Source organism: Streptomyces sp. SS7 (genome assembly GCF_037993025.1).
Classification (GTDB): Bacteria; Actinomycetota; Actinomycetes; order Streptomycetales; family Streptomycetaceae; genus Streptomyces.
In genome coordinates this window covers 2161443-2186330 of record NZ_CP141223.1, presented here as the reverse complement: position 1 = coordinate 2186330, position 24888 = coordinate 2161443, and the positions used below count along the sequence as shown (strand labels likewise).

Here is a 24888-nt window from a genome sequence, read left to right as displayed (position 1 = left end):
ACATCCGCAGGATTAATTTCCGTGATTGGCCGATCGGGCTCAGAGTAGACCCCAACCCCGCAGGAGGAAATCTGATGGCAATGCTTGCGCAATCAGCCGGCCCGTTCGCGCTCGGCACGTTCTCCGCTCAGGACGGGGAGTCGTTTCCCGGCCTCCTGGCCGATGACCGGGTACTCGATCTGCGCAGCGCCCTGGACTGGGCGCCGTCGGATCTGCGCGCAGTCCTGGAGCGGTGGGAGGAGACCCTTCCCGTCCTGCGCACCCTGGCGGACGACGACTCCCTCGGCCGGCTGCCACTGGAGGGCCTGCGAGTGCACGCCCCCGTCGAGCCGCGGCAGATCTTTCAGTCCGGCGCCAACTACCGGCAGCACGTGATCGATCTGGAGGTCGCCCACCGCTCCCCCGACGACCCCCGCACCGTCGAGGAGGCACGAGCGGAGATCGCCGCGGTCATGGACCGCCGGGCCGCCGAGGACCTGCCCTACGTGTTCATCGGCCTGCCCAGCGCGATCACGGGCCCCTACGACGACGTGGTCCTGCCCGCCTGGGCCGAACAGCCGGACTGGGAGCTGGAGTTGGCGGCCGTCATCGCCAAGCCCGCCTACCGGGTCACGGTCGAGGAGGCCCTGGAGTACGTCGCCGGGTACACCATCGCCAACGACCTCACCGACCGCGCCACCGTGTTCCGCCGGGACATGAAGGCCATCGGCACCGACTGGCTGCGCTGCAAGAACGCTCCCGGTTTCACGCCGCTCGGCCCGTGGCTCGTACCCGCGGAGTCGATCGCGGACCCCGGTGATCTACGGGTCACGCTCAAGCTGAACGGCGAGACCATGCAGGACGAGTCCACCAAGGACATGCTCTTCGGAGTCGCCCGGCTGGTGTCGTACGCCTCGCAGACGGCTCAACTTCTGCCCGGTGACCTGGTGCTGACCGGCAGCCCGGCCGGCAACGGCATGCACTGGGGACGCCTGCTGCGCGACGGCGACGTCATGGAGGGTTCGATCACCGGTCTGGGCCTGCAGCGCACCCGCTGTGTCGCGGAGGGAACGGCATGAGCCTGGACCGCCGCGACCCGGAGGGCGCGATAGCCGAGGCCGCCAAGGCGTACTCCAACTGGGGGCGTTGGGGTGAGGACGACGTGCTCGGCACACTGAACTTCCTCGACGAGGCCAAGCGGCGCGAGGGCGCGGCGCTCGTGCGCCGCGGCGTGAGCTTCTCACTGTCGCAGCGGTTCGACATGAACGGCCCGCAGAAGGGCTGGCGCCGACGGACCAACCCGGTGCACACCATGCTCGACACGGGGACCGACGCGGCACTGGGAAACCAGGGTTTCCCGCACGGCATCGGCGGCGCTGACGACGTGATCGCGATGCCGCTGCAGTGCTCCACCCAGTGGGACGGCCTCGGGCACATCTTCGACCACGGCAAGGCGTGGAACGGACGGGCCGCCGAGCAGGTGGTCACCTCCGACGGAGACCTGGTCACCGGCATCGAGCACATGGCGCCGTACGTCGCGGGACGCGGCGTGCTGCTGGACGTGGGCCTGGTCGTCGGCGCGGGTGGAGGCACCTCCCGCTCGAGCGGAGCCGAGAGTGGGGGAGAGCTGCCCGAGCTGCCCGACGGGTTCGCCATCACCGAGGAGCACCTCGAGCAGACCGCCGAGGCCCATGGGGTGACCGTCGGCCCCGGCGACATCGTCCTCGTCCGTACCGGACGTCTCGCCCGCGCCCGCCGCGACGGCTGGGGCGACTACGCGGGCGGCCCCGCGCCCGGCCTGTCGTTCACCACCGCCGGCTGGCTGCACGGCACCGAGATCGCCGCCATCGCCACCGACACCTGGGGCTTCGAGGTCCGCCCCAACGAGTTCGAGGGCGCCTTCCAGCCGCTGCACCAGGTCGTCATCCCCAACATGGGCCTGCTGATCGGCGAAATGTGGGACCTCGACACACTCGCCGCCGACTGCGCCGACGACGGCGTGTACGAGTTCTGGCTCACCGCCGCCCCCCTCCCCATCACCGGAGCCGTCGGCTCCCCGGTCAACCCGATCGCCGTCAAGTAACCCGCACCACTGCCGGATGCGCCGTTCCCCGGACAGCAGCGGCGCATCCGGCCCCCACCGCTCCACCCGCTTCGCCGGGTGACCCGCCCCACCTCTGGCCCGCACTCGCAGCGGGCGAGCCGCAGCCCCCGCCGCCCGAAGTCGCGCGGCCCAACCCCGGGAGGAATCCCCGACATGGCTGACAGCCGCACTCTCTCCCAGCCTCCGGCCGGGGGCACGCCCACCGTCCTGGTCATCGGCGGGGGCGCCTCAGGCAACGCCGTCACCATCCTGCTGCGCCACGCCGGCATCGCCGTCGACCTGATCGAGGCCAAGCCGGACTGGAACGCCACCACCGGCTCCGGCATCACCCTCCAGGGCAACGCCCTGCGGGTCCTGCGCGAGCTGGGCGTGTGGGAACGGGTGAGAGCCTCCGGATACGCCTTCGGCTCGCTGGGCGTGACCACCCCCGACGGCACCGTCCTGTTCGTCGCCGAGGACATCCAGACCGGCGGCGAGGACCTGCCCGCCACCCTCGGCATGCAGCGCCCCCAGCTGCAGCAGATCCTCATCGACACGGTCCGGGCCTCCGGCGCCGGCGTTCGCCTCGGCATCACCGCCGAAGCGCTGGAGCAGGACGCCGACGGCGTGTCGGTGCGCTTCAGCGACGGCAGCGAGGGCCGCTACGACCTGGTGATCGGCGCCGACGGAGTCAACTCCGCCACCCGCGCCGCGATCGGCATCACGGACAAACCCGAGCCGACCGGCATGGCCATCTGGCGCATCGCCGCCCCGCGACCCGAGAGCGTGACGCGCACCGACCTCGCCTACGGCGGCCCCGCCTACATCGCCGGCTACTGCCCCACCAGCGAGAACACCATCTACGCATACGTCGTCGAAGGGTGCCGCGACCGCGCCTCCATCGACCCGGCCACCTACGCCGAGGAGATGCGCCGCTTGGCGCAGAGCTACGGCGGGGTCTGGCCGGAGATCACCGAGCACATCACCGACCCGAAGAAGGTCAACTACACCTGGTTCGACCGCCTGCTGGTCGAGGACTCCTGGCACCGGGGCCGGGTCGTGCTCATCGGCGACGCCGCCCACTGCTGCCCGCCCACCATGGCCCAGGGCGCGGCCATGTCCCTGGAGGACGCCCTCGTCCTCGCCGAGCTGCTCAGCGGGGCCATGGCCGACGGCCGGGACTGGGACGACGAGCTGCTCCGGGCCTACCACGACCGCCGCATTCCCCGGGTGCGCACCGTCGTCGAGGCGTCCTTGCAGATCGGCCAGTGGCAGCTGGACGGTGTGCGCGACGCCGACATGGCCGGGCTGGTCGCGCGCACCATGAACCTCCTCAAGGAGCGCCCGTGACCACCACCGCATCCTCCGCGCCGACCGTCGACGTCCACGCCCACCTCCTGCTCCCGGAGGTCGAGGAGGCCGTCGCCGGTCATCCCTGTCTCGCCGAGGCCCGTGCCCTCGACGCGCGCCGCAACGGCCCGGCGGCCCTGGCAGTGAACGGTCCGATGGTCGGCGCGCGCGTGCCGAAGCTGACGGACGCCGCGGTGCGCCTGACGGCCATGGACGCGCAGGGCGTGGACATCCAGCTGGTCAGCCCCTCGCCCTCCCACTACCACTACTGGGCCGAGCCCCAACTGGCCGAGAAGGTCTGCCGACTGGCCAACGAGGGCACCGCCGCACACTGTGCGAAGGCTCCCGACCGCCTGCACGGCCTGGGCCTGGTCCCGCTCCAGCATTCCGACCTCGTGGTCGGCCTGCTCGACCACGCCCTGGACCAGGGGTTGAGGGGCGTGGAGATCTCCTCGCACGCGCCTGGCCACGAACTGTCGGACCCGGCGTACGAAGCCTTCTGGTCCCGTGCGGAGGAGACAGGCGCCCTGGTCTTCCTGCACCCGTTCGGCTGCTCCCTCGACGAGCGCCTGGACCGGTGGTACCTGTCCAACACCGTCGGCCAGCCCACCGAGAACGCGGTCGCCCTCTCCCACCTGATCTTCTCCGGTGTCCTGGACCGGCACCCGGGCCTGAAGCTGATAGCAGCGCACGGCGGCGGCTACCTGCCCACCCACATCGGCCGCTCCGACCACGCCTGGCGGGCCCGTCCCGACGCCCGGGACTGTGAGCGGGAACCCAGCAGCTATCTGAAGCAGCTGTACTTCGACTCCCTGGTCCACGACCCTCAGGTGCTGCGGGAGTTGCTGCGAGCGGTCGGCCCGGAACGGGTCCTGCTCGGCTCCGACTTCCCCTTCGACATGGGCACCGACGACCCGCTCGGCGCGCTGCGCGCCGCGGACCTGCCCGACACCGACTTCCACTCCGTCCGCGGCGGAAACGCCGCCGCTCTGCTCGACCTCGTCTGAGGAGCCCCCCATGAACAACCGCCTGCTCACCCACCTCCGCCACGTCGACCTCGCCGTGCCGGAGTACGACGAGCAACTCGACTTCTACGCCGGAGTCTGGGGCCTGACCAAGGTCGCCGAGGACTCCGGCATCTCCTTCCTGGCCGCCGAGGGCAGCCCGGAGCAGTACGTCGTCCGGCTGCGCAAGGCCGATGAGAAGCGTCTCGACCTCGTCTCCTACGGTGCCGCGAGTGCCGTCGACGTGGACACGCTCGCCGAGCAACTCCTCGCAGACGGAGTGCAGTTGATCTCCCATCCGGGCAAGGTCGACACCCCCGGAGGCGGCTACGGCTTCCGCTTCTTCGACGTCGACGGCCGCACCATCGAGGTGTCGGCGGACGTCGAGGTGCGACAGCACCGCAAGATCGAGGAGAAGGAGTCGATCCCGGTCAAGCTGTCGCACGTCGTCCTCAACTCGCCGGATCTGGACAAGACCAAGGCGTGGTACGAGGAGCACCTCGGCTTCCGGCTGTCCGACACGCTCGGCCATCCGCACATCGGCGACGTCATGCACTTCATGCGGATCAGCAACCAGCACCACTCCATGGCCATCGCCAAGGGCCCGCACACCTCGCTGCACCACATCTCCTTCGAGATGCGCGGAATCGACGAGTACATGCGCGGCTCCGGCCGTGTCATCCGTTCCGGTGCCCGCAAGATCTGGGGGCCGGGCCGGCACATGGCGGGCGACAACACCTTCACCTACTTCCTCGACCCGCACGGCAACACGGTGGAGTACACGACGGAGTTGGAGCTGCTGGACGAGGACACCTGGCACCCGCACGTCTACGACTTCTCCCAGCCCGAGGTCACCGACCAGTGGGGCACCGCCAACCCCATGAACGAACTGGTCACCAAGGAGTCCTTCAACGACGTGGACCGCGGCGTCTTCGTCGCTCCGCCGGTCTGATCGGCGGAGCCCTCAGTCCCCGGGGGTGCGGTTGCCCTGTCAACTGCCCTGACTCCCTGCCGCACCCCCGGCCCTCGTGCCACCCCTCACGCCGCCAGCCGACAGGAGACCGCCATGCGTTTCGCCGCGTACGAGTACCGCCACCGACGCCACGTGGCCGTCGTCTCAGAGGACGGCACGCTTCACCCCCTGCCCGGCGTGAGCTCACTGACCGGCCTGCTCGCCGAGGGCGGCGGCCTGCCCGAACTGCTGGAGGCGGGCTCCGCGACGCTCGACGTCCCGGCCGGCCCCCACGTCTGCGACGTACGACTGCTGGCGCCGCTCCAGCCGCCCACCGTGCGGGACTTCGTCACCTTCGAGGAACACGTCGAGGGCGTACGGCGGTCCGTGGACGGGGCTGCGGGGGTACCGGAGCGGTGGTACGCGGCCCCGACGTTCTACTTCGGCAACCCCTACGCGATGTACGGGCCGCACGACGACATCCCCATGCCGCCGGGGTCGAGCGTGCTCGACTTCGAGCTGGAGGTCGCCGCCGTGATCGGAAAGGAGGGCCGCGACCTCACGCCCGAGCAGGCCCGCGACCACATCGTCGGCTACACCGTCTTCAACGACTGGTCGGCACGGGACCTGCAGTCCGCCGAGATGAAGGTCGGCCTCGGCCCCTGCAAGGGCAAGGACACCGCCACCACGCTGGGTCCTTACCTGGTCACCGCCGACGAGCTGGCCAAGTACCGCGACGCGGACGGCTTCCTGCGCCTGGCGCTCACCGCCGAGATCAACGGCGAGGTGGTCGGCGAGGACCTGCTGTCCAACATGAGCTGGACCTTCGAGGAGATGGCCGCCTACGCCTCACGCGGCACCGTCGTCCGCCCCGGCGACGTCCTCGGTTCCGGGACCTGCGGAAACGGCGGCTGCCTCGCCGAGCTGTGGGGTGTACGGGGTGAGCAGTCCCCGCCTCCCCTGAAGCCCGGCGACACGGTCACCCTCACCGTCGAGGGCATCGGCTCCGTCTCCAACACCGTGGTGGCCGGCCCGGACCCCATGACCGTTCCCGTCGCCCGACGCCGCTCCCGGGAGCGGCCGTGACCGACCTCCACCCCTGGGGGCACCTCCCGGCCGAAGGCTGGGGGAGGCTGCTCGGCAAGGTCGTCGTGGTCACCGGCGCCGCCCGCGGCCAGGGCGCCGCGGAGGCCGAGGAGCTGACCCGCGAGGGCGCCCGGGTGATCGCCACCGACGTCTCGGAGTCACCCGGCTGCCGCCGTCTCGACGTCACGAACGAGAAGGACTGGGCCGAACTCGCCGCCGACCTGCGTGAGGCGTACGGGCAGGTGCACGGCCTGGTCAACAACGCGGGCGTCACCTGGCGAGCCCGTCTCGACGCCGTACGCCTCGAGGACATGGCCCACGTCCACGCGGTCAACGTCACCGGCCCGCTGCTGGGCATCCAGCACCTCGCCCCGCTGATGCCACCCGGCTCCTCGATCGTGAACGTCGGCTCGACCGCGGCGCTTACCGCCCACTACCCGGTCGCCTACACGGCCAGCAAGTGGGCGCTGCGCGGCCTGTCGCGGACCGCCGCCATGGAACTGGGACCCGCCGGCATCCGCGTGAACACCATTCACCCCGGCTTCATCGAAACGGACATGACCGCCTCCGCGGCGCCCGGCTTCCGAGAGGCGAACGTCCGCGAGACACCGCTCGGCCGGACCGGAACCGTCGACGAGATCACCCCGCTCGTCGTCTTCCTTCTCTCCGACGAGGCGTCCTTCATCACGGGGGCCGAGATACCGGTCGACGGCGGACTCACCGCGCACGGCGGCGCCAAGTCGATCTCCGACGCCCTGCGCGCGGACGCCTGAACCGGCGACCACGCAGGACAGCCACGACAGAAAGGCCCCCTCTCTCATGGACAAGGTCCGCGCGAGCGCCGCCGAGGCGGTCGCCGACATCCCCGACGGCGCGTCGCTGGCCGTCGGCGGCTTCGGCCTCAGCGGCATCCCCGGCGTGCTCATCCAGGCACTCCACACCCAGGGCACCACCGGCCTGGAGGTCGTGTCGAACAACTGCGGTGTGGACGGGCGCGGACTGGGAGTCCTGCTGGCCGACGGCCGGATCGCCCGTGTCACGGGCAGTTACGTGGGCGAGAACAAGGAGTTCGCCCGCCGGTACCTGTCGGGCGAGCTGGAGGTGGAGCTGGTGCCGCAGGGCACGCTGGCCGAACGGCTGCGCGCCGGGGGAGCGGGCATCCCCGCCTTCTACACCCCGGCAGGGGTGGGCACCCAGGTGGCCAGGGGAGGGCTGCCCTGGCGTTACCGGCCCGACGGCACGGTCGCGGTGGCCTCCCCGCCCAAGGAGACCCGCGACTTCGTGGGCCGTACGTACGTCCTGGAGCACGGCATCACCACCGACTTCGCCCTCGTACGGGCCTGGCGCGGCGACCGCCACGGGAACCTGGTCTTCCGTAAGTCCGCCGCCAACTTCAACCCGCTGGCCGCCATGGCGGGCAGCATCACCGTCGCCGAGGTGGAGGAGCTCGTCGAGCCGGGCGCGCTGAGCCCGGACGAAATCCACCTGCCGGGCATCTTCGTCCAGCGGATCGTGGTCCTCACCCCGACCGAGGCCGCCGACAAGCAGATCGAGCGCCTTTCCCTTTCCGCGTCTTCGACACGAGGAGCCGTACGCGCATGAGCACCACCCTCGGAACGCGGCTGGGCTGGACCCGGGACCAGATGGCCGCCCGCGCCGCCGCCGAACTCACCGACGGCTCCTACGTCAACCTCGGCATAGGCCTGCCCACCCTCATACCCGGCCACCTGCCCCCGGACGTCCATGTGGTCCTGCACTCCGAGAACGGCATCCTGGGCACAGGCCCGTACCCGACCGAGGCCGAGGTCGACCCCGACCTGATCAACGCGGGCAAGGAGACCGTCACGGTGCTGCCCGGAGCCTCCTTCTTCGACTCGGCCCTGTCCTTCGGCATGATCCGGGGCGGCCACATCGACACTGCCGTGCTCGGCGCGATGCAGGTCTCCGCCGCAGGCGACCTGGCCAACTGGATGATCCCGGGCAAGATGGTCAAGGGCATGGGCGGCGCGATGGACCTCGTCCACGGCGCCCGCCGCGTCATCGTCCTGATGGAACACACCGCCAAGGACGGCAGCCCGAAGATCCGCACCGAATGCACCCTGCCGCTCACCGGCGAACAGTGCGTCCACCGCATCATCACCAACCTCGGCGTCCTCGACGTCACACCCGAGGGCCTCGCTCTCGTGGAATGCGCGCCGGATGTCACCGCCGAGGACATCGCCGCCCGCACCGATGCACCTCTGATCCGGAAGTCGTGAACCACGGACGGGTCGGGCGGACAGGTACCACGGTTACCGCCGCCCGACGGTCTGCGTCCTGTTCTCACCACCGCAGGACCTCGGTTCCGCCGCCGTCCTCGCCGTCGCGGTGGCCGCGGCGTTCGGGGTGACGTTCCTGCCCGAATCGGCCATCCCGTACCTGGGCCTGCTGCCCTTCGCGCTCGGCATGAAGGCGGTCCGGCGGGCATGGCGGCACCACGACGACGGCGGCGGGGAGCAGCAGACGATCGCAGGCGGTCCCAAGACGCTCGCCGACGTCATCTTTGCCAACGGCGGTGACAACATCGGGGTCCACGTATTGGTGCTTCGCGGGCCGCTTCTTCGCCACCCGCCCGGTCATCGGAAGCACTCAGCCGGCGGGGTCATATCCTCCTGCCGGTCCTGATCGGCCTCGGCCTGCTCATCCTGATCGAGGGCGATGTCTTCGGCTTGTGACCACGTGGGGGGCTGAGCAGGGTAGGCCGGATCGCCGGCCGTGACGCTCGTTTGACGCTCCGAGCTCCTCACGCGATCTTTGCAGGGCCAGGAAATGACCTCTGACCTGTTGGTTTCCTTACTCGCGCTCAGGCCGACACCCTTCCGATGACGCATCACGTGGAGTGCGTGGCGATTCTCGAACCCGCGGCAAAGGGTGCCTGACCTGCTGCTCTTCCGATTTCTCCCTGTCGGCTCACCCGGCCCGTAGGACGTCGAGCGCTGTGAGTGCCACGTGCAGTTCGGTGCGGTGTTCGCCGGACTCGAGATCGCAGTCGAGTATCCGCTCGATGCTGCGCAGACGTTGGTAGACGGTCTCGCGGGACAGACAGCCGGAGCGGGCTGCCAGGGTCTTGTTGCCTGCCGCGTCAAGGTAGTGGCGCAAGGTCGTCAGCAGGTCCGTCCCGTGGCGGGCGTCATGGTCGAGGAGCCGGCTGAGCCGGCGCTCGGTGAAGTCCTGGATCCGGGTGTCCTCCCGGAGCGCGAAGAGCAGGCGGCGCAGGCCGATGTCGGACGGCTGGTGGTAGGAGCGTCCCGGCGGGAGCGGCTGGCCGGGCCCGGTGGCTTCGGTGACACGGGTCGCCTCGCGGAAGGATCGGGCGACGTCGAAGAGGTCCGTCGCCTCGCTGCCTGCGCTGACGGTGGCCCCCGGCGCCAACTCGAGTACGGTGCGGCTCAGGTGTTCGACCACGGGTGGGCAGGGCCGGCCGGGGCGCAGGGACAGGAGGATGCCGAGGCGCGTGGGGCCGAGAACGCCGACGACGGCCTGTGTCCCTTGCTTCCTCAGCTCCTCGCAGAGGAGGGCCTCGCTCCTCGTCGCGTCGGTCTCCTGAGGGAAGTCCGCGAGCACGGCCATGAAGCTGCGGTCCTTGGTGGGCAGACCCAGTGCGGCGACCCGGGCATCGGCGTCCGCAGGAGAGTGGTGACGCTGTCCGACGAGGTCGCGCAGGAGATTGCGGTGCGCGGTGCGTTCCCAGGGCACGGGGTGGATGACGCGGGCGATGGTGAGGGCCATCGCGGCTCTCTCCAGGACCGTCACAGCCGTGGGGCCGAACGCCGAGGGGGTGGGCTGGCGCGGCGGGGCGGGCAGCATGACCACCCGGCCCCAGCTTTCGCCCTGGTACTCCACGGATGTCACGAGCCAGCCGCCGGGTCCGGACACGGAGGTGCGGCCGGCGTGAGGTGTCGCTCGTGAGCGCCGTTCCCAGTCGCTGAGCGCTGCCTCGACCGTGCCTGCGGAGGGCGCGCAGATCAGTGCCTGGTGGGCCAGGTTCTCCAGTACGACGGTGTGGCCGCTCATCTCGGCGGCGGCGCGTACGACCTCCTCGGGCACAGCGCCGCGCAGGGTGAGGGCGGTGAACGCCTCGTGAATGCGCTGGGTCCGCCGCATCTCCTCGGCCTGGTTGCCGAGGATGAGAGCGTGGACGACCTGGGTGACCTCGAGGAAGTTGACGTCCTTGGCCAGGGTCACGAGAGGGAGCCCGCGGGCCTCGCAGGCCTGGACCAGGGCGTCGGGCGGGCGGTGGTAACGGCGGACCAGTTCGATGACCAGGGCCGCCGCGCCGATGTCGGCGAGTTCGTTCACGTAGCGGCGTACGCCGGCCGGCTCCTCCGGCAGGGGCATACCGGTGGTCAGGACGAGCTCGCCGCCCTTGAGGAAAGAGGCAGGGTCGGTCAGCTCGGTCATGTGAACCCAGCGGACGGGGCGGTCGAGCAGGTCTGCTCCGGTGACGACCTGCGGCTGCCCGGCGGACAGGACGGGAAGGGCCAGGACGTCGGCCACGGTGAGCGGATGGCCGGCGGTGGCCATGTCCGGGCCTGCCGAGGAGGTGTCCAGACCGTCGGTGACGGGCCTTGCGGCCGTGTGGTGCTGCTCGCGCATGGGACCTCCGTGGGTGCTCCGTCACCCTGACAAGCCGCACTGACCTGCGCAAGAGCTCTGGAAGGGCTGCTGTGAGCCGGACGAGCGGGGCGTGATGCCCGGTGCGGCTGACACAACGTCCAGATGCCGCGGCGCGGGCGGACAGATCGCGCGTTGGCGTCATCGAGGAACGTGGAGATGCTCGACCGGACCGGAGCCAGACCGACGACCCGCCGGGAGACGATCATGACTGCACTGTCGCCGCACCTTCGCCAGGCCACGCCCGTGGTGGCGGTCCGGGGAGAGGGCGTCCACCTCTACGGTGAGGACGGCCGCCGCTACCTCGACTTCACCGCCGGCATCGGCGTGACCAGCACCGGCCACTGCCACCCCGAGGTCGTGGCGGCTGCCCGGGAACAGGTGGGCACCCTCGTCCACGGCCAGTACACGACAGTCATGCACCAGCCGCTGCAGCGTCTTGTCGGCAAGCTGGGCGAGGTCCTGCCCGAGGGGCTCGACAGCCTGTTCTTCACCAACTCCGGCAGCGAGGCGGTGGAGGCGGCGCTGCGGCTGGCCCGGCAGGCCACCGGTCGGCCGAACGTCCTGGTCTGCCACGGTGGCTTCCACGGCCGTACGGTGGCCGCCGCCTCGATGACGACCTCCGGCACCCGCTTCCGGTCCGGCTTCTCCCCGTTGATGAGCGGTGTCGTCGTCACCCCCTTCCCCTCGGCCTTCCGCTACGGCTGGGACGAGGAGACCGCGACACGATTCGCCCTGCAGGAGCTGGACTACACACTCCAGACGATCTCCTCACCTGCTGACACGGCCGCCGTCATCGTCGAGCCGGTGCTCGGCGAGGGCGGGTACGTGCCCGCGACCCGCGCCTTCCTGGAGGGCCTGCGGGAGCGGGCCGATCGGCACGGCTTCCTGCTGATCCTCGACGAGGTGCAGACCGGAGTGGGCCGCACCGGCCGATTCTGGGGACTCGAGCACTTCGGCGTCACACCCGACATCCTCATCACCGCGAAGGGCCTGGCCAGCGGCTTCCCGCTGGCAGGGATCGCCGCCTCCGACGAGCTGATGGCCAAGGCGTGGCCGGGATCGCAGGGCGGTACGTACGGCGCCAACGCCGTCGCCTGCGCCGCGGCCTGCGCCACCCTTGACATCGTCCGCGACGAGAAGCTCGTCGAGAACGCCGAGGCGATGGGCAAGCGCCTTCGCGACGGCCTGGAGGCGGTGGCCGGCCGGACCGCAGGCATCGGCGACGTACGCGGCCTCGGCCTCATGCTCGCCACCGAGTTCGTCACCGAGGACGGCAGTCCGGACCCCGAGACCGCCGCCCGCGTGCAGCGTGCCGCTGTCGACCAGGGCCTGCTCCTGCTCCTGTGCGGCGCCTGGAACCAGGTCGTGCGGATGATCCCGGCCCTGGTGATCGACGAGACGGCGGTGGACCAGGGACTCCGGGCATGGGCGGCCGCGGTGGAGGCCGGCACATCGGGAGCGGCGCGGCGATAACAGATCCACCGCACCGAGGGCTCCTGTGCGGTCGTCACCGCGGCGACGGTCCGCCCGGTGGCGGCCGCACAGGACATGACGACGTGGTCGACGCAGCCGAGGACGTGCCGGGTCGTACGTCGGACTCGACGGTGACGACGCGGACGCGGCGAAGGCCCGCGCCAGCGGGCTGCCGGGCGTAGTCCGTACGCATCCGGGTCCGCTTGGACTTTCGGCCTCGCCACGGACGGCACGGGCGCAGCGCCCGCAGCACGGTGCGCACGGCACGCTGATCCACTGCCGGTCCTCGGACCTCGGAGCGTGCTTCGTCGAGGCTGTCCTTCACGCGACCATGGTCGGGACCATCGAGTCGTCGGCTGCTTCGCTGAAGGGCAGAGGGTGCGTCATGGACATTCGGCAGCTGGAGTACTTCCTTGCGATCGTTGATCGTGGGGGGTTCAACCGTGCGGCCTCGGCTCTGTACGTGTCGCAGCCGTCGCTGTCGCAGGCCGTGCGGGCACTGGAGCGTGATCTCGGTTCCGAGTTGTTCCATCGCATCGGGCGCAGGGCGGTGCTGACGGAGGCCGGAAGGGCTCTGATCGAGCCCGCCCGGGAGGCCGTGCGGAGTTTGGAGACGGCGCGGGCGAGTGTCGTGGCGGTGCATGAGCTGCGTGAGGGGCGCCTGGACGTGGCGTCCGTGCCGTCGCAGGCCGTGGAGCCGCTGACGAGTCTGGTGAGTGCCTTCAGCCACCGGTACCCCGGCGTCTCCGTGGCCATCAAAGCGGCGTTCACCTCGCGTGATGTGATCGACATGGTGCGCACGGGTGCCGTGGAACTGGGGCTTTTGGCGTCCGCCGGGCCGCTCTCCGACAAGGAGGTCGTCTCCCATGCGCTGGGGCGGCAGCGCTTCGTTCTGATGGTGCCGGCCGACGGCCCGTTCGCTGATCGGACGGCGGTGGACTGCGAGGAGCTCGCAGGACAGCGCCTGATCGTCGGGCAGCCGGGTACCGGGATGCGCGCCTACGTCGACGCGCTGCGGGAAGATGGCATCGAGTTCACCGTCGCCGCCGAGACCGAGCACCGGGTGTCGCTCATGCCCCTGGTACTGGCCGGTGTCGGCCTCGCGGTGATCATGGATTCCTGGCGGGACCTCGCCCGGCAGCTGGGCGCCCGCGTCCTGGACATCGAGCCGGAGACCACCTTGGACATCGCTCTCGTCAGCCGCCGCGGCAGCCTGTCGCCGGCGGCTGCCGCGTTCGTCACGGCCGCCGTCTCGGCCGCCGGCAGCTGATAGGCGCCGCTTATCAGGGATATCCGCTTTGCGTCTTGGACGCCCCGCGGACCGCCTTGCTGCAATCGACGGCATGACCACCAACCACCGCATTGCCCTGATCCCCGGCGACGGCATCGGCGCCGAGGTACTGCCCCCGGCACAGCAGGTGCTCGACGTTCTCGGCCGCCGCCACGGCTTCAGCCTGTCCTACACGTCGTACGACTGGTCGTGCGAGCGGTACCTGCGGGAGGGCGCGATGATGCCCGCCGACGGGATCGACCAGCTGCGCGACAAGGACGCGATCCTGCTGGGCGCCGTCGGCTACCCGGGGGTGCCGGACCATGTCTCGCTGTGGGGGTTGCTGATCCCGATACGGCGCAGCTTCCGCCAGTACGTCAACCTCCGGCCCGTCCGTGTCTTCGCAGGCATCGACAGTCCGGTGCGCGGCGCACAGCCGGGCGAGGTCGATCTCGTCGTCGTGCGGGAGAACGCCGAGGGCGAGTACAGCGAGATCGGCGGACGGCTGAACCAGGGCACGCCCGAGGAGCTGGCCGTCCAGGAAGCGGTGTTCACCCGGGCCGGGGTCACCCGTATCGCCGACTACGCGTTCTCGCTCGCCGCCCGCCGCCGGGGGAAGCTCACCTCCGCCACCAAGTCCAACGGCATCATTCACACCATGCCGTTCTGGGACGAGCTGATCGCCGAGCGGGCCGCCGAGCACCCGGGCGTCACCTGGGACCAGGAGCACATCGACGCGCTGGCGGCCAAGTTCGTCCTCGACCCCGCCCGCTTCGACGTCGTCGTCGCCTCCAACCTCTTCGGCGACATTCTCAGCGACCTCGCGGCCGCGGTCGCCGGCTCCATCGGTATCGCCCCGGCGGCCAACCTCAACCCCGAGGGTGACTTCCCCTCGATGTTCGAGCCGGTACACGGCTCCGCGCCCGACATCGCGGGCCAGGGCATCGCCAACCCGTTGGGCGCGATCTGGTCCGCGGCCATGATGCTCGACCACCTCGGCCATCCCGCCGCGGCCGGGGACATCACGGACGCGATCGCGTCGGTCCTGGCCAAGACCGATACCCGCACCCGTGACCTGGGCGGAACCGCGACCACCGCCGAGTTCACCGACCGGCTGATCGAGCTCCTCTGAGCTGTCTCCTGGGGCCGTTGCGCGTCCCGGCCGGGCGAGGGGGTCATGCGCCGGGAACAGGAGCCTCACCCGCGTCCAGGACCAGCACCGCGACATGCAGGGACGTGCGCTGCAGACCTGATTCCAGGTCGCAGCCGAGGAGCCGTTCGATGGTGTGGAGGCGCTGGTAGTACGCCTGCCGGGACATGCCGGCGCTTTTCGCCGCCACCGACTTGTTCCCGGCCGCCGCCAGATAGGCGCGCAGTGCCGGGAGCAGATCGCCGCCGTTGCGGTCGTCGTGCTCGATGAGGCGGGTCAGTTGCCGTTCCGCGTACCGCTGAAGACGGGTGTCCTCGCGCAGGACGCCCAGCAACTCCGGCAGCCGGACGTCGGCGGGGACGTAGAACGACCGCTCCGGGGAGGCCGGTGTGACGGCCTCGGCCGTCTGCTCCGCCTCCTGCCACGACCTGGCGATCCCGCCGAGGTCGGTCACCCCGGGGCCGACGGCGACGACTGCCCGCGGTCCGAGCTCTTCCCGGGTCAGGCGGCCGATCTGCTCGGCGACCGGCTGCCAGGCGCTCGCCTGGGCCAGAGCCATGAGTACCCCGATGCGGCCCGGGGCCGTCTCACCGACCAGGGCACGGATGCCGGTGTGCGTCAGCGCCTTCGCGATCCGTTCGTCGAGGTGCTCACCACCGGTGCCGCTGTACGGGTGGCGGATGACCACGGCGAAGAGGCGGTGTCCGAGGGTGGGCAGTCCCAGTGCCTCGGCGCGGGCGCGGGCGTCCGCGGGGGAGCGGAAACGCCGTTCGTACAGGTCTCGCAGTACGGAGCGGTGGGCCCGGCGCTCCCACCAGGCCTGCCCCGCCAGACGCGCCATGGTCAGGGCGATCGCCGCACGCTCCAGCACCAGGACGTGTTCCGGGTCGGGCTCGGCGCTCAGCCGGTCCTCCAGCAGGACCAGCCGCCCCCACGGGCCGTGGTGGTCCTGCACCGGCGCGATCAGCCACCCCTCCGGGCCGCTCGGCGTGAGCCTCTCCGGTGTAGGGGCGGCCCGCGAACGCCGCGACCAGGCCGATACCACCGGCTCGTACGGCCTGCCGAGCAGCTCGCACATCAGGACCCGGTGGGTGAGGTCCTCCAGCACCACCGGGGCTCCGGTGAGCTCCGCGGTGGTGTGCACCAGTTCCTCGGGGTCCGCGCCCCGCAGCGTCAGAGCGGTGAAGATGTCCTGGATGTCCCGTCCGCGGCGCAGCAGGGCCCCCTGGGCGTCCAGGATGAGCGCGTGCACCGCCTGCGTGACGTCGATGAACCGGACGCCCCGGGCCAGCTCGACCAGCGGCACGCCGCGAGCGCGGCACGCCGCCACCAGCTCCTGGGGCACCTTCTGGTACCGGTAACCGAGCTCCACGATCAGGCCGGCCGCGCCGACATCCGCGAGCTGGTCGACGTAGCCGCGCAGCTCGGAGGCGTCCTCGGGATGCGGCACACCGGTCGTCAGGATCAGCTCGCCGCCCTCCAGGAAGTCCGCGGGGTTGAGCAGCTCGGTGACATGCACCCAGCGCACCAGGCTGTCCAGTTGCGACTCGCCGGCCAGGACGCGCGGCATCCCTTCGGCGAGCACGGGCAGGCCCAGTACCTCCTTAAGAGTAGGGAAGTGCCCGGTTGCATGGTGTCTGGGCGGCATAGGGGGTCTTTCATCCGAGGGAATCGGGCTCACCTTCGCACCGGCCACTCATCGTGACAAGAGGAGAGCCCTCATTGGTGCAGTGCGGCCGTCCGCAGTGACAGACCGTCTTGAGAAGGCCCCGAGTCGGAACACTGTGTGGGTTGACCTGCAGGTTCTGCCGGGCGGAAAGTGAACGCCATCCCCAGCAGGATCCGGACTGGAAAGGTCCGCACGGTGTTCCGCACCGTGCTGGGGCCCGACTGCCACCCGGACCACACCATCGAGAGGAGCGACCTCATGCGCATCCCGAAGCGCGTCGCCGTGATCGGTGCCGGCACCATGGGCAGCCAGGCCATGTGGCGACTGGCCGCCCGGGGAGCCGAGGTCATCGGCTACGACCGTTACGCACCGGGTCACGACCGAGGCGCGGCCGGGGGCGAGAGCAGGATCTACCGGGCCGCCCACCTCGGCGAGCCCGCGTACATTCCGCTGCTGCGGCTGGCGGACCGGATGTGGGAGCAGCTCCAGGCGGAGACGGGCCGGTCGCTGCGACGCCGCAGCGGCAGCCTCGTGATGGGAGGGACCGCCTCTCCGTCCATGCGCCTCCTCCTGTCCACCAGCGCCGCGCACGGGCTGGATCACGAGGTCCTGGACCGGGAGGAACTCGCCCGCCGCTACCCGCAGCACCGGCTCCCGGACGGACACACCGCCGTCCTCGACCGGTTGGGCGCCGTCATCAGGCCGGAGGCGTCCATCCAGGCCGCCGCCGCCCGTGCCGAGCACCTGGGCGCCCGGCTGTACCGCTACACCACGGTGCGCGAGGTCGTCCCCGCGGCGGGCGGCGGGGTGCGGGTCGTCACCGACCTGGGCACGGACCACGTGGACGCCGCCGTGGTGACCGTGGGCCCCTGGATCAACACCCTGCTCCCGGACCTCCCCCGGACCGTCGACGTCCGCCGGGTGGTCTGCTCCTGGCACCTGCCCACCCGCCACGACTGGTTCGCGGGCGGTGCCCCGTCCTTCGTGCGCGCCGCACCCCACGACTGCTTCGGAATCCCGTCGCCCGACGGCATCTCCGTCAAGCTCGGTCTCTCCTTCAAATACCATGCGCCGGTGCCCGAGCCCGATCGGCTCGACCGTACCGTCCGCCCCGAAGAACTCGGTGACTTCCGCGAGCTCATCGGTGAACTCATGCCCGACCTGAACCCCGATCCCATCAGGATGTCGGCCTACATGGAGGGCTACACCGAGTCCGGACACCCGATCGTCGGTCATCTCCCCGGCGAGGACGACATCATCGTCATGGCCGGGTTCTCCGGCAGCGGTTTCAAGTTCTCGCCCGCGATGGGAGAGATCGCCGCCGACCTGGCGGTCGACGGCACCACGGAGCACCCCGTCGACTTCCTTGCTCCGGCAGGAGTCGGCGCCGCCTGATCCCCGGCGATGGTCGACGTCATCGCCCGCCCACTCCACTCCCCACTCCCGACATCTCTGTCATGAGCATGCCTAAAAAGGGCCCGCGCCGGCCCTGACCGATCCCCCGACGCAAGAAAGTGGAGCACCTCCATGCCCATTCCCTCGTTCCAGTTCCGCCCGAAGTACGTCTCGTTCGACTGCTACGGCACGTTGATCGAGTGGCCGATGACCCCCATCACGCGTGAGCTCGTCGGCGACCAGATCCAGGCCGAGCACTGGGACCAGTTCGTCAAGGAGTTCCGCGGCTACCGCTACGACTCGGTCCTCGACAAGTACTACCCCTACGAGCAGACGCTGCAGGCCGCCTTCGAGGGGGTCTGCCGCAAGTGGGGCATCAAGGCGGCCCCGGACGCGGGCAAGCGGCTCGCCGACGGCGTGCGCAGCTGGGGCCCGCACGCCGACGTGCCGGAACCCCTGAAGAGGATGGGCGAGAACTACAAGCTGGTGATCCTCTCCAACGCCGACGACTCCTTCCTCGCCGAGAGCGTGCCCCGGCTCGGCGCGGACTTCCACGCGGTCTTCACCGCGGAGCAGGCCGGCTACTACAAGCCCCGCTACGCCGCGTTCGAGTACATGCTCGACCAGCTCGACGCGTCCCCCGAGGACTTCGTGCACGTCTCCTCGCACACCCGCTACGACCTGATGCCGATGCACGACATGGGCTTCCGCAACCTCGTCCTGCTGGACCGCGGCTGCGACCCGGTCACCCACGGCTACGACTACGTGACCGTCAAGTCCCTGGACGAGCTCAACCAGATGCTGGGCATCTGACGCGCGACGCGCACCCGTTCACCCAGCACCTTCAGCCCCCCCGTCCGATCCGCACGTCGTCCCCGCATCACGGATTCCCCGTATCCCCGTATCCCCGGCATTCTCCAGGAGGCACCGCCATGGAAACCAACCGGACAGCCCGCAGAACCGTACTCCGCACCGCAGGCGCTGTGGCCGCCGCCATGCAGGTCAACAGGCACTTGGGCGTCCCGATCGTCACGACCGCCCTGGCCCTCGCGCTCGCCGCGTGCGGGGCGAGCGGCACCGGGCAGAACGTGGGGGCGAAGAGCACGACGCAGGGTGGAGGGTCCGGCGCGTCGGCCGAGCACACCGACGACATCGCGGTGAGCGTGAAGCCGGACCCGGAGGCGGTGAAGCTGCTGCCCGCGGCGGTGAAGGCCAAGGGCACGCTCTCGGTGGCCATGGACCTGGCGTACCCGCCCACCACGTTCATGGCATCGGACAACAAGACCCCGATCGGGTTCAACCCGGACATGTCCCGGCTGATCGCTGCCAAGCTCGGCCTGAAACTCCAGATCAACAACGTCAAGTTCGACACCATCATCACCGGACTGCAGGCCGATCGGTACGACTTCACCGCCTCCACCATGGGCGCCACCAGCGACCGGCTGAAGGTGCTCGACATGGTGGACTACGTCAACTCCGGAACCGGCGTGTCCGTCCCCTACGGCAACCCGCAGAAGCTGGGCACCCACACGCTGTGCGGGCACCGTGTCGCCGTCCCCTCCGGCAGCACCGCGGAGCTGCAGTGGCTGCCCCAGCTGTCCAAGCAGGACTGTACGAGCAAGGGCAAGCCGGCCATCAAGGCAGTGACCCTGCCCAGCGTCAACGACGCTCTGACCCAGCTGGTCTCCAAGCGGATCGACGCGGTGATGTACGACTTCGTCTCGCTCGAGTGGGCGGCTGCGCAGCAGCCCAGGACGTTCGACGTCCTCAGGCCCCTGGTGGCCACCAAGCCCGCGACCGTCGCGCTGAAGAAGGACTCACCGCTGACCCCCGCGGTGAAGGCCGCCATCCAGTCGATCATCGACGACCCCAAGTACACCGAGGCGCTGGGCCGCTGGGGTCTCAAGGACCTCGGGATCAAGACCGCGGCCATGGCCGTCCCGCAGGACTGACATGTCCACGGATCTGATCGGTACGAAGACCAGGAGCCGACCCGTGTCACAACTGCCGGCCGAAGAAAAGAAGCGGATCACGCCGAAACGACCGCGCGACTACGTCGCCTGGGGCGTCGCGATCGCGGTCGTCGCCGGTCTGGCGTGGACCGCGGTGACGAACGAGAACTATCGCTGGCCGGTGGTGTTCAGCTACTTCACCACGGAGACCATCCTCAACGGCCTGCTGATCACGCTGCTTCTGACCGTGGCGAGCATGGCTCTGGGCACGCTGCTGGGGCTGGTGCTGGCGGTGATGCGGATGTCGCACCAGCGGCCCATCTCCGGGCTGGCGCAGCTCTACATCGCCTTCTTCCGCGGCACCCCGGTGCTCGTGCAGCTGGTCTTCTGGTTCAACATCGCGGCGCTGTACCCGAACCTCTCCGTCGGCATCCCGTTCACCGACATCTCCACGCCGGTCAACGTGAACGCGATCATGACCCCGATGACCGCGGCCGTGGTGGGGCTGACGCTGAACCAGGCCGCGTACATGTCGGAGATCATCCGCGGCGGGTTCGCCTCGGTCAGTCGCGGACAGCACGAGGCGGCGGAGTCCTTGGGCATGTCGGGGTTCACCAAGCTCCGGCATGTGATCATCCCGCAGACCATGCCGGCAGTCATCCCGGCCACCGGCAACCAGGTGATCGGCATGCTCAAGGAGACCTCGCTGGTGAGCGTGCTCGGCGTCGCCGACCTGCTGAACAGCGCACAGTCGATCTACGCCCGCAACTACCAGACGATTCCGCTGCTGATCGTGGCCAGCCTCTGGTATCTGATCATGACGCTGGTGCTGAGCGTGCCGCAGTCCATGATCGAGCGCCGTTTCTCCCGCTCGACCCGGACGCGGCTGACCCCGGCCGCCACGTCGGCCGAGCCGGGGGCGGGCCAGCCAGTTCCCACCACGAGGGAGTCCCTGCTGTGAACGCCGACGGAACGATCGTCGCACGCAAGCTGTGCAAGAGCTTCGGACGTCACCAGGTCCTGCGTGACATCGACCTGACCGTTGCGGCCGGGGAGATCTCCTGCATCATCGGGCCGAGCGGATCGGGCAAATCGACACTGCTGCGGTGCATCAACGGCCTGGAGACCGTCAACCGAGGAGTCCTGCGGGTCAACGGAGAGGACTTCGGCTACGTCGAGAAGGACGACGCCTACCACGCCGTCCGCCCGCGGCGGCTGGCCGAGCAGCGGGCCCGCATCGGCATGGTGTTCCAGCAGTTCAACCTGTTCCCGAACATGACCGCCGAAAGCAATGTCATGTCCGGACCGGTGCTGGTACAGAAGAAGAACCGCGCCACCTGCCGGGAGCAGGCACAGGAGCTGCTGGCCAAGGTCGGCCTCAAGGGCTGTGGCCACAAGTACCCCGCTCAACTCTCCGGCGGCCAGCAGCAGCGCGTGGCCATCGCCCGCGCGCTGGCGATGGAACCCACCATCATGCTGTTCGACGAACCCACCAGCGCGCTGGACCCCGAGCGCGTGGGTGAAGTACTCGCAGTCATGCGCGACCTCGCCGGCAACGGAATGACCATGCTGCTCGTCACCCACGAGATGGGCTTCGCCCGCGAGGTCGCCGACGAAGTGCTCTTCATGGACGAAGGCATCGCGGTCGAGCGCGGCGACGCCCGCGAAGTGCTGGCCAACCCCCGTGAGAAACGAACCCAGGCCTTCCTCGAAAGGGTGCTGTAGGCAGCGGCACCGACGGGTGGCAGCGGCTCCGGCAGCGAGGCTGGAGGAGACGCTGACCCGACTGCGGTGAACGTGACACCCGCGCCCTGCCGGTCCTGGTCTCCGACGCCCGCCGTTTACACGTCGCCCCGGCCGTCACAGCCGTCAGCGCGGTGCGGGCTCCTCATCGTCCTGGCGTCCTCGCCCCTCATCGGTCGCTCTCGTTCGCAGAGTCGGCGGCCACCGGGACGGCCAGAACGTCCTCCTCGCAGAACCCGTCACCTGAGCCTTGCGCCGGCACGGGCCTCGCCACCGCTGACATCGCCGTCGGCCGGGCCCCTGGCGCTGCCCGGCCGTGCCCCCTTCGAAACCCCCCGCTAAGGACCCGAGATGAAGACGATTCCCTACTGGATAGAAACCGCCGGGGCGTTTCCCGACCGATCCGGCAAGCCGCTGACCGAGGACACCGACCTGGTGGTCGTCGGCGCCGGCCTGACGGGTCTGTCCACCGCCCTGCACTCCGCCCGCAAGGGCGCCCGCGTCACCCTCCTCGAGAAGGGCCAGATCGGCTCCGGTGCCTCCGCCCGCAACGGCGGTATGGCCAACCTGGGCTTCACCATCGGCGTGGGCCAGGCCATCCGCCGGTACGGACTCGAACGGGCCCGCGAGATCTACACCTCCTACGGCGAGGCCGTGGACACCGTCGAGCGGCTCGTGAACGAGGAGTCCATCGACTGCCAGTTCCGCCGCGTCGGACGCCTGGGTGTCGCGTCCCGCCCCGCCCACTTCGAGAGCAAGAAGGCCCAACAGCGCGACCTGGCCAAGTACTTCGGACACGAGACCACTCTGATCGGCAAGGCCGAGCTGCGTTCCGAGATCGGCTCCGACGCCTACCACGGCGGCCTGCTCGACCCGTTCAGCGCGGCCCTGCACGTCGGCCGCTTCGTGCGCGGTATGGCCGAGGCGTGCGAGCGCACCGGTGTCGAGATCCACGAGCGCAACGCGGCCATCGGCGTGCGGCGTACCGCCGCCGGCCGGTTCGAGGTCAGCACGGAGCGCGGCGTCATCCGTACCGGGCAGGTCATGATGGCCACCGACGCCTACACCGACAAGAACTTCCCGTGGCTGCGCCGACAGCAGGTCTGCGTGGGCAGTTTCATCATCGTCACCGAGCCGCTCGGCGAGGAGCTCGCCCGGGACATCATTCCCAAGGCCCGCCTCATCGTCGACTCCAACAAGGTCTGCCACTACTTCCGGCTCACCCCGGACAACCGGCTGCTGTTCGGCGGCCGCGCCCGTTTCGCACCGTCCGACCCCACCTCGGACAAGAAGAGCGGGGCCGTCCTGTTCCGTGAGATGTGCGAGATCTTCCCCCAGCTCTCCCGCACCAGGATCGAGTACGTGTGGGGCGGCTCCGTCGGCTTCGCCATGGACCGCATCGTGCACGCCGGGCAGACCGAGGACGGCGTCCACTACTCCATGGGATACGCCGGCCACGGCGTCCAGATGGCCACCCACATGGGGCAGGTCATGGCCGAGGTGATGGACGGCCACCCCGAGGTCAGCCCCGTCCGCGACCTCGCCCCGCCCCGCATCCCCCTCTACAACGGCACCGCCTGGTTCCTGCCCTTCGCGGGCGCCTACTACAAGACGCTCGACCGCATCCGCTGACCGGTCGGCAGCCCCTCTACACCCACAAGGAGACACCCACGATGACTGTCGTCCGTGATGTTCCCAAGCAGCTGTTCATCGGCGGCGATTGGCAGGACGCGGAGTCCGGCCGGACCCTGTCCGTCGACAACCCGGCCACCGGCGAGGAACTGTGCCAGGTCGCCGACGCCTCACCCGCCGACGGCCGGCGTGCCCTCGATGCGGCGGTCGCCGCGCAGGCCGCCTGGGCCGCCACCCCGCCGCGCGTGCGCAGCGAGATCCTGCGCCGCGCCTACGACATCATCGTCGCGCGCACCGAGGACCTCGCGCTGCTGATGACCCTGGAGATGGGCAAGCCCCTGGCCGAGGCGCGTGCCGAAGTGGCCTACGGCGCGGAGTTCTTCCGCTGGTTCTCCGAGGAAGCCGTGCGTATCGACGGCGGCATGATGGTTGCCCCCGACGGCAGGAACCGTCTGCTGGTCACCCGTCAGCCCGTCGGCCCCTGCCTGCTCATCACCCCCTGGAACTTCCCCCTGGCGATGGGCACCCGCAAGATCGGTCCCGCCGTCGCCGCCGGCTGCACCATCGTCCTCAAACCCGCCCCCCAGACCCCCCTGACCAGCCTCGCACTGGCGGAGATCCTCACCGAAGCGGGCCTGCCGGCCGGTGTGCTGAACATCGTCACCACCTCCGACGCCGCCGGCGTCGTCGAACCCCTCCTTCGCGGCGGGAAGATCCGCAAGCTCTCCTTCACCGGCTCCACCCAGGTCGGGCGGGTCCTGCTGGCCCAGTGCGCCGACACCGTCGTCCGCACCTCCATGGAACTGGGCGGCAACGCTCCTCTCATCGTCTTCGACGACGCCGACCTCGACACCGCCGTCGAGGGCACCATGGTCGCCAAGATGCGCAACATGGGCGAGTCCTGCTGCGCGGCCAACCGCATCCTCGTCCACACCGCCGTCGCCGAGGAGTTCGCCTCCCGCCTCGCAGCCCGCATGGCCGCCCTCACCGTCGGGCCCGGCACCGAAGCCGGCACCGACGTCGGCCCCCTCATCGACGCCGCCGGCCGCAGCAAGGCCCACGACCTGGTGCAGGACGCCGTCAAGCGCGGTGCCACCGTCCTGACCGGCGGTGAACTGCCCGAAGGGCCGGGCTGTTTCTACCCGCCCACCGTCCTCACCGGCATCGCCCCCGACGCCGCGATCATCGACAACGAGATCTTCGGCCCCGTCGCCGCGATCCGCACCTTCGAGACCGAGGACGAGGCCGTCGCCGCCGCCAACGACACCGAATTCGGCCTGGCCGCCTACCTGTTCACCCAGCACCTCGACCGTGCCCTGCGGGTGGCCGAACGACTCGAAAGCGGCATGATCGGCATCAACACCGGACTGGTCTCCAACCCCGCCGCGCCCTTCGGCGGCGTCAAGCAGTCCGGCCTGGGCCGCGAGGGCGGACGCGTCGGCATCGACGAGTTCCTGGAGTACAAGTACCTGGCCGTCCCCGTCGGAGCCTGAC

Annotated in this window: 22 protein-coding genes; 20 read left to right on the top strand and 2 right to left on the bottom strand. The window is 70.1% G+C overall.

The annotated features are described in order from the left end of the window. The first annotated feature begins 74 nt into the window (after nucleotides 1-74). The 10 genes from U5640_RS09785 to U5640_RS09740 all read left to right on the top strand — a co-directional run bounded on the left by U5640_RS09785 (nucleotide 75) and on the right by U5640_RS09740 (nucleotide 9118). Nucleotides 75-1058 carry a fumarylacetoacetate hydrolase family protein gene (locus U5640_RS09785; RefSeq protein WP_340375408.1) on the top strand — a complete coding sequence of 328 codons (984 nt, stop codon included), beginning with the start codon at nucleotides 75-77 and terminating at the stop codon, nucleotides 1056-1058. Next, nucleotides 1055-2062 (top strand): cyclase family protein, encoded by a 1008-nt coding sequence (locus U5640_RS09780; RefSeq protein ID WP_340375407.1) that lies wholly within the window; start codon nucleotides 1055-1057, stop codon nucleotides 2060-2062. Before U5640_RS09785 ends, U5640_RS09780 begins: the two co-directional genes overlap by 4 nt. 174 nt (nucleotides 2063-2236) lie before the next feature. Next, complete coding sequence (locus tag U5640_RS09775) at nucleotides 2237-3412, top strand: FAD-dependent oxidoreductase (protein WP_340375406.1); 1176 nt, start codon at nucleotides 2237-2239, stop codon at nucleotides 3410-3412. Beyond that, nucleotides 3409-4419 carry an amidohydrolase family protein gene (locus tag U5640_RS09770; protein ID WP_340375405.1) on the top strand — a complete coding sequence of 337 codons (1011 nt, stop codon included), beginning with the start codon at nucleotides 3409-3411 and terminating at the stop codon, nucleotides 4417-4419. Before U5640_RS09775 ends, U5640_RS09770 begins: the two co-directional genes overlap by 4 nt. Nucleotides 4420-4429: 10 nt before the next feature. After that, nucleotides 4430-5368, top strand: a complete 939-nt coding sequence (locus tag U5640_RS09765) for a VOC family protein (protein ID WP_340375404.1) — start codon at nucleotides 4430-4432, stop codon at nucleotides 5366-5368. 114 nt (nucleotides 5369-5482) lie between these two features. Then, nucleotides 5483-6454 (top strand): fumarylacetoacetate hydrolase family protein, encoded by a 972-nt coding sequence (locus tag U5640_RS09760; protein ID WP_340375403.1) that lies wholly within the window; start codon nucleotides 5483-5485, stop codon nucleotides 6452-6454. Continuing rightward, nucleotides 6451-7227, top strand: a complete 777-nt coding sequence (locus U5640_RS09755; RefSeq protein WP_340375402.1) for an SDR family oxidoreductase — start codon at nucleotides 6451-6453, stop codon at nucleotides 7225-7227. Before U5640_RS09760 ends, U5640_RS09755 begins: the two co-directional genes overlap by 4 nt. 46 nt (nucleotides 7228-7273) lie before the next feature. Beyond that, nucleotides 7274-8056: a CoA transferase subunit A gene (locus tag U5640_RS09750; protein ID WP_340375401.1), complete on the top strand. Its 783-nt coding sequence runs from the start codon at nucleotides 7274-7276 to the stop codon at nucleotides 8054-8056. 20 nt (nucleotides 8057-8076) lie between these two features. Further along, nucleotides 8077-8712: a CoA transferase subunit B gene (locus tag U5640_RS09745; protein ID WP_340385024.1), complete on the top strand. Its 636-nt coding sequence runs from the start codon at nucleotides 8077-8079 to the stop codon at nucleotides 8710-8712. A 127-nt stretch (nucleotides 8713-8839) separates the two neighbouring features. Beyond that, nucleotides 8840-9118, top strand: coding sequence for a hypothetical protein (locus tag U5640_RS09740; protein ID WP_340375400.1), 279 nt, complete (start codon nucleotides 8840-8842; stop codon nucleotides 9116-9118). A 285-nt stretch (nucleotides 9119-9403) separates the two neighbouring features. On the opposite strand, the gene U5640_RS09735 is transcribed toward U5640_RS09740, so the two are convergent. Next, on the bottom strand, nucleotides 9404-11089 hold the full coding sequence (locus U5640_RS09735; protein ID WP_340375399.1) for a PucR family transcriptional regulator ligand-binding domain-containing protein: 1686 nt from the start codon (nucleotides 11087-11089) through the stop codon (nucleotides 9404-9406). A 225-nt stretch (nucleotides 11090-11314) separates the two neighbouring features. On the opposite strand from U5640_RS09735, the gene U5640_RS09730 reads away from it, so the two are divergent. The 3 genes from U5640_RS09730 to U5640_RS09720 all read left to right on the top strand — a co-directional run bounded on the left by U5640_RS09730 (nucleotide 11315) and on the right by U5640_RS09720 (nucleotide 14985). Further along, on the top strand, nucleotides 11315-12583 hold the full coding sequence (locus U5640_RS09730; protein ID WP_340375398.1) for an aminotransferase class III-fold pyridoxal phosphate-dependent enzyme: 1269 nt from the start codon (nucleotides 11315-11317) through the stop codon (nucleotides 12581-12583). A gap of 385 nt (nucleotides 12584-12968) precedes the next feature. Beyond that, on the top strand, nucleotides 12969-13853 hold the full coding sequence (locus U5640_RS09725) for a LysR family transcriptional regulator (RefSeq protein WP_340375397.1): 885 nt from the start codon (nucleotides 12969-12971) through the stop codon (nucleotides 13851-13853). Nucleotides 13854-13926: 73 nt separating this feature from the next. Further along, the gene (locus U5640_RS09720) at nucleotides 13927-14985 is read left to right on the top strand and encodes a tartrate dehydrogenase (RefSeq protein ID WP_340375396.1); all 1059 of its coding nucleotides are present in this window, start codon (nucleotides 13927-13929) and stop codon (nucleotides 14983-14985) included. Between the two features lie 43 nt (nucleotides 14986-15028). Here the strand turns inward: U5640_RS09720 and U5640_RS09715 are convergent, their stop codons facing one another. Further along, nucleotides 15029-16651, bottom strand: a complete 1623-nt coding sequence (locus tag U5640_RS09715; RefSeq protein ID WP_340375395.1) for a PucR family transcriptional regulator ligand-binding domain-containing protein — start codon at nucleotides 16649-16651, stop codon at nucleotides 15029-15031. A 279-nt stretch (nucleotides 16652-16930) separates the two neighbouring features. Between U5640_RS09715 and solA the strand changes: the two genes are divergently transcribed. The 7 genes from solA (at nucleotide 16931) to U5640_RS09680 (ending at nucleotide 24887) form a co-directional block, all read left to right on the top strand. Beyond that, on the top strand, nucleotides 16931-18067 hold the full coding sequence (gene solA, locus U5640_RS09710; protein WP_340385022.1) for an N-methyl-L-tryptophan oxidase: 1137 nt from the start codon (nucleotides 16931-16933) through the stop codon (nucleotides 18065-18067). Between the two features lie 132 nt (nucleotides 18068-18199). After that, the gene (locus U5640_RS09705; RefSeq protein ID WP_340375394.1) at nucleotides 18200-18880 is read left to right on the top strand and encodes a haloacid dehalogenase type II; all 681 of its coding nucleotides are present in this window, start codon (nucleotides 18200-18202) and stop codon (nucleotides 18878-18880) included. A 119-nt stretch (nucleotides 18881-18999) separates the two neighbouring features. Then, nucleotides 19000-20019, top strand: a complete 1020-nt coding sequence (locus U5640_RS09700) for an ABC transporter substrate-binding protein (RefSeq protein WP_340375393.1) — start codon at nucleotides 19000-19002, stop codon at nucleotides 20017-20019. A 43-nt stretch (nucleotides 20020-20062) separates the two neighbouring features. Beyond that, the gene (locus tag U5640_RS09695) at nucleotides 20063-20980 is read left to right on the top strand and encodes an amino acid ABC transporter permease (protein ID WP_340375392.1); all 918 of its coding nucleotides are present in this window, start codon (nucleotides 20063-20065) and stop codon (nucleotides 20978-20980) included. After that, entirely contained in the window at nucleotides 20977-21744 is a 768-nt protein-coding gene (locus U5640_RS09690; RefSeq protein ID WP_340375391.1) for an amino acid ABC transporter ATP-binding protein, read from the top strand. Before U5640_RS09695 ends, U5640_RS09690 begins: the two co-directional genes overlap by 4 nt. A gap of 369 nt (nucleotides 21745-22113) precedes the next feature. Next, the gene (locus U5640_RS09685; RefSeq protein ID WP_340375390.1) at nucleotides 22114-23394 is read left to right on the top strand and encodes an FAD-binding oxidoreductase; all 1281 of its coding nucleotides are present in this window, start codon (nucleotides 22114-22116) and stop codon (nucleotides 23392-23394) included. A gap of 41 nt (nucleotides 23395-23435) precedes the next feature. After that, the gene (locus tag U5640_RS09680; protein ID WP_340375389.1) at nucleotides 23436-24887 is read left to right on the top strand and encodes an NAD-dependent succinate-semialdehyde dehydrogenase; all 1452 of its coding nucleotides are present in this window, start codon (nucleotides 23436-23438) and stop codon (nucleotides 24885-24887) included. Nucleotide 24888 lies beyond the last annotated feature (1 nt).